General features: G+C 62.4%; 7 protein-coding genes. 4 read left to right on the top strand and 3 right to left on the bottom strand.

Annotated elements, in window-relative coordinates; genetic code table 11:
• The first annotated feature begins 380 nt into the window (after nucleotides 1–380).
• Complete coding sequence (locus H261_RS10640; protein ID WP_040476219.1) at nucleotides 381–1571, top strand: tyrosine-type recombinase/integrase; 1191 nt, start codon at nucleotides 381–383, stop codon at nucleotides 1569–1571.
• Nucleotides 1572–1609: 38 nt separating this feature from the next.
• On the opposite strand, the gene H261_RS24800 is transcribed toward H261_RS10640, so the two are convergent.
• Nucleotides 1610–1882, bottom strand: a complete 273-nt coding sequence (locus H261_RS24800) for a hypothetical protein (protein WP_081608900.1) — start codon at nucleotides 1880–1882, stop codon at nucleotides 1610–1612.
• A 127-nt stretch (nucleotides 1883–2009) separates the two neighbouring features.
• On the opposite strand from H261_RS24800, the gene H261_RS10635 reads away from it, so the two are divergent.
• The 3 genes from H261_RS10635 to H261_RS10625 are packed head-to-tail and all read left to right on the top strand — an operon-like array spanning nucleotide 2010 to nucleotide 5316.
• The gene (locus H261_RS10635; RefSeq protein WP_268743954.1) at nucleotides 2010–3527 is read left to right on the top strand and encodes a recombinase family protein; all 1518 of its coding nucleotides are present in this window, start codon (nucleotides 2010–2012) and stop codon (nucleotides 3525–3527) included.
• Complete coding sequence (locus H261_RS10630) at nucleotides 3527–4417, top strand: plasmid partitioning protein RepB C-terminal domain-containing protein (RefSeq protein ID WP_008617223.1); 891 nt, start codon at nucleotides 3527–3529, stop codon at nucleotides 4415–4417. The genes H261_RS10635 and H261_RS10630 overlap by 1 nt, the downstream gene beginning before the upstream one ends.
• Nucleotides 4414–5316, top strand: coding sequence for a plasmid partitioning protein RepB C-terminal domain-containing protein (locus H261_RS10625; RefSeq protein WP_008617222.1), 903 nt, complete (start codon nucleotides 4414–4416; stop codon nucleotides 5314–5316). The genes H261_RS10630 and H261_RS10625 overlap by 4 nt, the downstream gene beginning before the upstream one ends.
• A 206-nt stretch (nucleotides 5317–5522) precedes the next feature.
• Here the strand turns inward: H261_RS10625 and H261_RS10620 are convergent, their stop codons facing one another.
• Both H261_RS10620 and H261_RS10615 read right to left on the bottom strand, forming a co-directional pair.
• Complete coding sequence (locus H261_RS10620) at nucleotides 5523–6122, bottom strand: hypothetical protein (protein WP_008617221.1); 600 nt, start codon at nucleotides 6120–6122, stop codon at nucleotides 5523–5525.
• A gap of 2 nt (nucleotides 6123–6124) precedes the next feature.
• Nucleotides 6125–6562, bottom strand: a complete 438-nt coding sequence (locus H261_RS10615) for a hypothetical protein (protein ID WP_008617220.1) — start codon at nucleotides 6560–6562, stop codon at nucleotides 6125–6127.
• Nucleotides 6563–6594: the final 32 nt, after the last annotated feature.

Here is a 6594-nt window from a genome sequence, read left to right as displayed (position 1 = left end):
GTCAGAAGACGGTTACGACACGCCGCGCCAACGCCCGCCCTGGGATTTGTTGACGTGGCGTTGACATGACTTCTCGGCCATCGCGACCCAAGAATCAAAAAGCCCGTAACTTATTGAAGTTACGGGCTAATTTGGTTGCGGGGGCAGGATTTGAACCTGCGACCTTCAGGTTATGAGTCGTCTTCATTACTTTGCGCGCCACTACGCCACAGCTCATTTTTCTTTGTATTTTCTGCTAGTTAGTTGACTACGCTCGGCACCATCGGCACGCTCGACTTCGACCTGATTCGCAGCCACTTGCCCCCTCCTGCTGCCACTGTGCTACCTGGGAGTGGGCAAAATGCTTATCAGGTAGCAGATCTAATCGCAGGGTGAAGCCGATGAGCAAATTGACGAAACGGGTGGTCGAAAGCGCCGCTGTCGCCGACGCGGAATATACGATCTGGGACAGCGAAATCCCAGGATATGGGCTGCGTGTGCTGCCCAGCGGCAAGAAAAGTTACCTCATTCTGTACCGTGTTGGAACCCGGTCTCGCAAGATGACCATTGGGCCCCACGGCATTCTGACCGCCGAGCAGGCCCGCACGATGGCCATCACCGCACTGGCGGCGGCGCGCAATGGAGGCGATCCGGCGGGGGATCGGAAGGCTCGCCGTGACGCAATCACGGTCAAGGAGTTGTCGGAGCGATTCGACAAGGAGCATGTATCAATCAGGATCAAGGCCAGCACGGCTAAGGAATATCGTCGCAACCTCACGCGATTTATACTTCCGGCGCTGGGGCGGCTGCGGGTCGAGGAAGTGACGCGAGCCGACATCGCCAAATTTCATCATAGCCTCCGCCACATCCCCTATCAGGCCAATCGGTGCCTGGAGGTCATCTCCAAGATGTTCAATCTGGCCGAAATGTGGGGCCTGCGCGCCGACGGCAGCAATCCGCGGCGGCACATCCGCAAATACCCCGAGGAAAAACGCGAGCGCTTCCTGAGCGTCGCCGAGATCAAGCGGGTCGGCGAGGTGCTGGTCGAGATGGAAACCGAAAACGTCGAATTGCCCTCGGCCATCGCGGCAATACGGCTGCTGATGCTCACCGGCTGTCGGCTGGGGGAAATCATGACGCTGAAATGGGCCTATGTCGATGCCGACGCCCCTGCCCTGCGCCTCCCCGATTCCAAGACCGGTGCCAAGATCGTCCATCTCGGCAAGGCCGCCCTCAACATATTGGTGGTCATCCCGAAGCTCGACGGCAATCCCTGGGTCATCACCGGAAACAAGGATGGGGGCCGACTCACCGACCTCCAACCCTTCTGGCAGCGGCTGCGGAACCGCGCCGGCATCAAGGATGTCCGCATCCATGACCTCCGCCATTCCTTCGCCTCGACGGCGGTTGCCGCCGGCCAGAGCCTGCCGATGATCGGCAAATTGCTGGGCCACACCCAGGTGCAGACCACGGCTCGCTACGCCCATCTCGCCGCCGATCCGGTGCGAGCGGCGGCGGATCAAATATCTTCGGGCATCGCGCTGGCGCTTGGGGTGGCGAAACCGGAAACCGATAATGCGGCGGCGGCTTGACAGTCCATAGCCACGTATCGCTGGCAGGGGATTTATTCTCACCTGCCAGCCGCTTTTCGTACCACAGCCCAAACTAAATCAGAATGCCGCATCAAAACCACGAGATGCTCGCCATTCGGAACAACCTTTCCAGTCAGCCATTTCTTGACGGCCCGGTCACTGACGCCGGTCCAGCGCGCCACCGTCTTGGCAACGGAGCGACTGCCCAGTTCAGTGCGCAATGCATCCGCGATAGCGGCGGCGAGATCAGGAGATTCGGCACTGTCAAGTGCCGCGAAGGGAACTTTAGTTCCCTTTATCGACCGGGACATGAATTCGCTCCATCCATAGAATGAAGCGGAAAGCATGGCCACAGGCGGGGCCAATAAAAGCCAGGGGGCATCTGTGGCGGCAAGAAGAAGCAATAATGGCGGCAAATCCGGTAGCCGGGATGGCCCCTTGCGAGCGGCCCAGTATCTGCGCATGTCCACCGAGCATCAGCAGTATTCCACCGAGAACCAGGCCGATGCCATCGCCCATTACGCCGAACGCCACGGACTGGAGATTGTCCGCACCTACGCCGACGAAGGAATAAGCGGGCTGCAACTGGATAGGCGCGAGGCGCTGCAAAGGCTGATCGCCGATGCGACCCAGGGTCGCGCCGATTTCGAGATGCTGCTGGTCTACGACGTCAGCCGCTTCGGTCGCTTCCAGGACACCGACGAGAGCGCCTACTACGAATACCTGTGCAAGAAGGCCGGCATTCGGGTTGAGTACTGCGCCGAGCAGTTCGTCAATGACGGCAGCATGCAATCCTCCCTGCTTAAGATGATGAGGCGAAGTCAGGCGGGGGACTACAGCCGCGACCTGTCGGTCAAGGTGTTCGCCGGGCAGTGTCGTCTGATCCGGATGGGCTATCGCCAGGGCGGCCCGGCGGGCTATGGCCTGCGCCGGATGCGGATCGACCAGACCGGAGCCGAGCTTGGCGTTCTGGAAAGAGGACAGCACAAATGCCTGCAGACCGACCGGGTGATCCTCAAACCCGGCCCCGAGACCGAGATCGAAACCGTGCGGCGCATCTACCGTCTGTTCGTGACCGAAGGCCGCCGCGAGGGTGAGATCGCCGCCCTGTTAAACGCAGACGGGATTATGACCGACCTCGGGCGCCCCTGGCGGGCATCAGTCGTGCATCAGGTTCTGACCAATGAGAAGTATATCGGCAACAATGTCTTCAACCGCCGCTCCTTCAAGCTGAAGGCTCAGCGGGTTAGAAACCCGCCAGAAGAGTGGATCCGGGCCGAAGGCGTCTTCACTCCCATCGTCGATATCCAGGACTACCGGGCGGCCCAGACGATCATCGTCGAGCGGTCACGGTGGTTTTCCGATGAGGAGATCCTGGACCATCTCAAGGCACTCCATGCCCGGCACGGAGCCCTGTCCGCCATCGTCATCGACGAGGCGGCTGCCGGTCCCTCCAGCGGGGCGATCCGCCACCGCTTCGGCAGTCTGCTGCGGGCCTATGCCCTGGTCGGCTATGACCCCGGCCGCGATTACGCCTATATCGAGGACAACCGCCACCTGCGCCGGATGTTCCCCACCGTGGTGGAGGACACGCTACGCCGTATCCGAGACCTGGGCGGCTCGGTGCGGCGCGAGTTGGAAAGCGGCATGGTGGTGATCAATGACGAATTCACCGTTTCGTTGGTCATTTCCCGCTGCGAGTCCACCAAGGCTGGGGCGCATCGTTGGACCATCCGGCTGGAGACCGGCCTACTGCCCGACATCACGGTGGCGGTGCGGATGGCGCCCGGCAACCGCGACATCCTGGACTATTACCTATTGCCTGCCATCGACATGACGGTGGCGCGGCTGCGTCTGGCCGAGGACAACGGCATCGGCCTCGACGCCTACCGCTTCACCGCACTGGAACGCCTGTTCGATCTCGCCCGCCGCGTCCCCTTGCGCGAGGTGGCGTGATGGACGGCGGGAAAGGCGACGAAGCCATCCACCTGATCCCGGTGGAGCGTATCCGCATCGCCAATCCCCGCAGCCGGAATCGCGAGATGTTCGCCGCCATGATCGACAGCATCGCCTCGGTCGGCCTCAAGCGACCTATCACGGTCAGGGAATGCGGCCGAGATCAGGATGGGCCAAGATACGACCTGGTGTGCGGCCAGGGGCGTCTGGAAGCAGTCATGGCGCTGGGGGAGAAGACCATTCCCGCCCTGATCGAGAATACCACCGAGGCCGACGCCTATCTGCGCGGCCTGATCGAGAACATGGCGCGGCGCAAGCATACCAACCGGGACCTGCTGACCGCCATCCGCATCCTGGAGGATCGCGGCTACAGTTCCCCCGAGATCGGCGCCAAGACCGGTCTCGATCCGTCCTATATCTCGGAAATCCTGATCCTTCTGCGCGAAGGCGAGGAGCGGCTGATCGCCGCGGTGGAACGGGGCTGGATGCCCATCTATCTGGCCAGCCAGATCGCTCACAGCGACGATTCCGCCATGCAGCACAGCCTGATGGACGCCTACCAGGATGGAACCCTGAAAGGACCGCAATTGCTCAAGGTGCGGCGCCTGATCGAGCGCCGCAAGCTGATTGGGAAGGCCTATGGCCACAAATTTCCGGGCAAGGACCAGCCTCCTTCACCTCGGCGGCTTGCCCAGGTCTACCAGGAAGAGGTTCACCGCCAGCAGATGCTGATCCGCAAGGCCGACATCGGCGAGCAACGGCTGATCCTGCTGACCTCGGCGCTGCGCCGCCTGTTTGCCGACGAGCATTTCCGCACCCTGTTGCGGGCGGAGGGGCTGCTCGATCTGCCCAAGCCGCTGGCGGATCGCCTGAAGGGAGAGACGCCATGACCGGTATCCGGCTCGGCTTCGAGGCGAAAACCATCACACTGCCGCTGGAGCGCATCCTGCCGACCAAGGTGGTGGGAAAGGAAGTTCTCAAGACCCCGAAATTCCGCACCATCCTGGCTTCCATCCGCCAAGTGGGGTTGGTCGAACCCTTGGCTGTCCACCCCGAGAAGGCGAAGGAGCGATCCGGCCCCTACATCCTGCTGGACGGCCATCTCCGCCTGGCGGCCCTGCGGGAGATCGGAGCAACCGAAGCACGATGCCTGGTTTCCACCGATGACGAGGGTTTCACCTATAACCGACGGATCGCCCGGATGACGGCGATCCAGGAACACCGGATGCTGTTGCAGGCCATCGAGAAGGGAGTGTCGGCCAAGGCCATCGCCGAAGGACTGGCGGTGGATGTGAAGCGGATTCAAGAGCGGCAGTACATGCTGGTCGGCATCGCTCCCGAGGTGGTCGACATGCTGAAGGATCGCATGGTGGTTCCGGCGATCTTTCCGATCCTGCGACGGATGAAGCCGCTGCGCCAGATCGATGCAGTGGAAATGATGATCTCGGCCAACCGCTTCACCCTCTCCTATGCCAAGGTTCTGCTGGCCGCGACCCGGCCTGAGCACCTGATCGATCCGGCAAGACCCAAGAAGGTGGAGGGCATGTCGGCGACCGATATCGCCCGCATGGAACACGAGATGGAGCGCCTGCGGCGCGACTATCGCTCGGTCGAGGACAGCCTGGGCGACATCATGCTCAGTCTGGTGGTGACCAAGGGGTATGTAGCCAAGCTGTTCCGCAATGAGGCGGTGGCCGACTATATCGACCGCCACCATGCTGAAATGGCGGTTGAGATGCGCGGCATTCTCGATGCGGTCGGCAGCGACGCCAGAACCATGGGGCGATAAGGGCCTCGACGGGGACCCGGACCCGAAAGCGCGGGGACCACCGGAGACGCCATCGCGGGGGATGGATCAATGGTGGCGGTGGGAATGGCGGCGACCCCGTTCAGAGCCCATCAGCAGTCTGCCACATACGCAGGCTAGAAACACAAAAAGAGCCGACCGGGGGATTGCTCCCCCGGTCGGCCATGTCGTGCAAAAAGTGGATTGTGCTACTTGCCAATGGGTGGCGCCTGCGCCAGCAAGGTGCGGGTCTGCTCCGAATCCGCCGATCCGCCGAATTCGAAGTCGAAGGCGGTGGCGAACTTGCCGGCCAGCAGGGTCACCACCGAGATGATGCAGCCACCGACGGCGGTGTTGCCGTCGACATGGCCGAACACCATGAAGCCGATACCCCCGACAATGCCGAGTCCAGCGGTCACCAGCAGGACGTTGGCGCGAGTGTTGCTCCTGCCTGCTTTGGTGAACTCGCTGTCCCTGGCACGGGCGTTCTGACGGTCGGCCAGGGTCGCGGTCAGCGTGGTGATGGCCCCGGCCATCTGCTGCATGCGTTCGGCATGGGCGAATCCTTGCGCCTGGGAGCGAAGCTGAAACACCAGATTGGGATCGGCCAGCGCCTCGCGGGCCTTGTCGGGATCATCGGTGCCGGTGATGGTGCGGACGGTGTCGGCCAGTTTGCCGACGGCCTTCTCGGCATCGTCGCCGAACAGGCTGGCGATGTCCGGCGCCACGTCCAGCGCCACCTTGGCCAGCCCCGCGATGGGATTGGCGGCGATGGCGGCGGCATCGCCGAGGAGATCGAGCAGGTTCATGGTCAGGCGCTCCCCAGCCCCATAGCGATTCCGACCATGATCACCTCACGGGCATAGGGCTGCTGGCCGTTTTCATGGCGGATGATGGCTTCAACCAACCCCACCATGGTGTCGGCCTTGGTCAGGTCGATAGCCTGATCGGGCGTGACACCGAGGCGGGAGGCGACATGGGCGATATAGGAGCCGGTGTCGTTCTCGCAGCCCGGCGCCCAGCGGGTGATGATCCCCGTCACGGTGTTGAGGCCATAGCGGCGTTGATAGCCGAGCAGAATGCGGGCCAGCGCCCGAATGCCCGCTTCAGGACTGACGAATTCCTCGAACACCGGATCGTCATCGGTGGCGCGCTCGCCCTGCCACTGGGTCTTGTCGCCGGGGGATTCCTTGATGTTGCCGGGGTTGTTGAGGCGAATGCCACGCGGCACGACAGCGTCCTTGGTCATGGGGAACCTCCAATGAAAAAGCCGCCCGAAGG

It is taken from the genome of Paramagnetospirillum caucaseum (assembly GCF_000342045.1).
Lineage (GTDB): Bacteria > Pseudomonadota > Alphaproteobacteria > Rhodospirillales > Magnetospirillaceae > Phaeospirillum > Phaeospirillum caucaseum.
The sequence above is the reverse complement of the archived record's forward strand: the minus strand, read 5'-3'. Positions and strand labels throughout refer to the sequence as shown.

Coding starts and splice junctions, on each gene's coding strand:
- H261_RS10630 (WP_008617223.1), top strand. CDS start 3,527: ATGGACGGCGGGAAAGGCGACGAAGCCATCCACCTGATCCCGGTGGAG.
- H261_RS10615 (WP_008617220.1), bottom strand. CDS start 6,562: ATGACCAAGGACGCTGTCGTGCCGCGTGGCATTCGCCTCAACAACCCC.
- H261_RS10640 (WP_040476219.1), top strand. CDS start 381: ATGAGCAAATTGACGAAACGGGTGGTCGAAAGCGCCGCTGTCGCCGAC.
- H261_RS24800 (WP_081608900.1), bottom strand. CDS start 1,882: ATGTCCCGGTCGATAAAGGGAACTAAAGTTCCCTTCGCGGCACTTGAC.
- H261_RS10620 (WP_008617221.1), bottom strand. CDS start 6,122: ATGAACCTGCTCGATCTCCTCGGCGATGCCGCCGCCATCGCCGCCAAT.
- H261_RS10625 (WP_008617222.1), top strand. CDS start 4,414: ATGACCGGTATCCGGCTCGGCTTCGAGGCGAAAACCATCACACTGCCG.